This window comes from Evtepia sp. (genome assembly GCF_056797215.1).
Map to the genome: position 1 here is coordinate 1 of NZ_JBQILM010000072.1, position 1,960 is coordinate 1,960.

Annotated in this window: 2 protein-coding genes; one reads left to right on the forward strand and one right to left on the reverse strand. The window is 58.9% G+C overall.

Translation table 11 applies throughout. The features are described from left to right. Positions 1 to 46: 46 nt before the first annotated feature. Positions 47 to 994, reverse strand: a complete 948-nt coding sequence (glsA, locus tag ACTOZL_RS10190; RefSeq protein WP_482478288.1) for a glutaminase A — start codon at positions 992 to 994, stop codon at positions 47 to 49. Between the two features lie 295 nt (positions 995 to 1,289). Here glsA and ACTOZL_RS10195 point away from each other — a divergent pair. Next, on the forward strand, positions 1,290 to 1,960 hold a 671-nt coding region (locus tag ACTOZL_RS10195), incomplete at its 3' end, for a LysR family transcriptional regulator (RefSeq protein WP_482478289.1).

Consider the following 1,960-nt stretch of genomic DNA (forward strand, 5'->3'; position numbering starts at 1 on the left):
CAATCAGGCCGGAAAACGCTTCTAACATAAATGTACCCTCTCTCTTTTAAAAAGTTTCACTTGCGGAGACCGGATGCCGGGTATACCGGTCCAGAATGTGGAGCTTTTCGGTGCGGGAGATATACTCCAGCACCTTTTGACCCGCCGCGCTGTTGCCCTTGCTGTCCAGGCTGGGGCCGTAGACCCCGATGCCCATCTCTCCCGGGACAACTGACAGGATGCCGCCTCCCACGCCGCTCTTGCTGGGAAGCCCCACCCGCACGGCAAACTCGCCGCTGCCGTCGTACATGCCGCAGGTCAGCATCATGGTCAGGGTTGTGCGTACCACCTCCTCCTTTAAAAGTCTGCGCCCGGTCTCCGGCTGAACGCCGCCGTTGGCCAGCACCTGCCCCAGGTTGGACAGGCTCTCCGCCGTGACGCTCAGGGAGCAGAGCTGGGTGTATAACAGCAGCGTCTCATCCACGTTCCCGTCGATCAGCCCCTTGCTTTGCAGCAGGTAGGCCAGGGAGCGGTTTCGGGCGCTGTGGGACCACTCGGATTTGAACACGTCTTCGTCCATAGTGATGTACTTATCGCTGCACAGCCCCCGGACGGATGACAGCATGTGATCCAGTCCCAGGGGGAGCAACAGCTCCACAATGGCGATGGCCCCGGAGTTGACCAGGGGGTTAAAGGGGATGTCCTCGTTGTCTGAAATGCGGGACATGGCATTAAAGGAGGCGCCCGAGGGCTCCATCTTGGTCTTGTGGAACACTGCGTCGAAGCCGTAGTGCTCCAGGGCCATGGCCAGGTTGATGACCTTGGAGATGCTCTGAATGGTGAACCGCCGCTGCCAGTAGCCGCAGTGGTACTCCTCCCCTCCGATGGTCCTTACGCAGATGCCCAGCTCCCGCCCGTCGGCCTTGCTCAGCTCCGGGATGTAGCTGGCCACCTCCCCCTTTCCGGTGTAGGGCTTGCCAAATTCCAGCGCCTGCTTCAGCAGGGCCTCGTCCATAACAAAACACTTCCTTTCGTACGTTTCCTGGAAAAGCGCCCGCACGATCTCCGGCGGCAGGGCCGCCGGGCAAAATGACCGGTCATTTTGAGCACTTTCTACTACCGCGGCGCTGTACGGCCTGCGGTCTTTGTCGATATTATAGCATAATAATCTCCCTTTGGATAGTCTCTGTTTTATATAACCGATATTCTAAAAAGTATTAACAGAGGATTTATTTATTGTGCACAATGGCGGGGAAATGTGGTACAATAGGGCAGGAAAGTGTTGGAACAAAAACGGGAGGTTTTCTGGCATGAACCTGGAACATCTGGAGTATTTTATGACGGTAGCGCAGACGGGCTCCATCAACCGGGCGGCCCAGTCCCTGTTCATCTCCCAGCCCCGTCTGGGCAAAATCATCCGCGACCTGGAGCAGAATGTGGGCGCGCCGCTGTTTACGCGCTCCAACCACGGCGTCACCCTCACCCCCGAGGGGATCGAGTTCCAGCGGCGGGCCCAGCGGGTGCTGGGAGAGCTGGCGGGCATGTTCAACCGCCCCACCGCCGACGATTTGCAGGACATATCCCTGTCGGTGTCCATGACCAAGTACTCCCATATTATGGAGAGCTTCATTCAGACGGTGCTCCAGCACAAGGACCTCCCCGCCTATGCCCACCGCCTTCAGGAGGGGGACCCCATCGACGTGATGGAGGACGTATACAACCACCGGGCGGACGTGGGGGTGCTCCACTTCGGCCAGGGCCAGCGGAAAAACATGCTGGCCCTCTTTCGGGACAGGCAGCTGATCTACCACCCCCTGGCCCATATGACCCCCCACATCCTCATCTCCCAGCGGCACCCCCTCCTTCTGGCGGGGAAGGCAGTGACACTGGAGAATCTGGCGGGCTACGGCTTTGTCCGCTACGAGGGCCAGTTTGAGGATTTTACTTATGAGCTGTTCTCCCAGGGGGCCCACTTCGACCT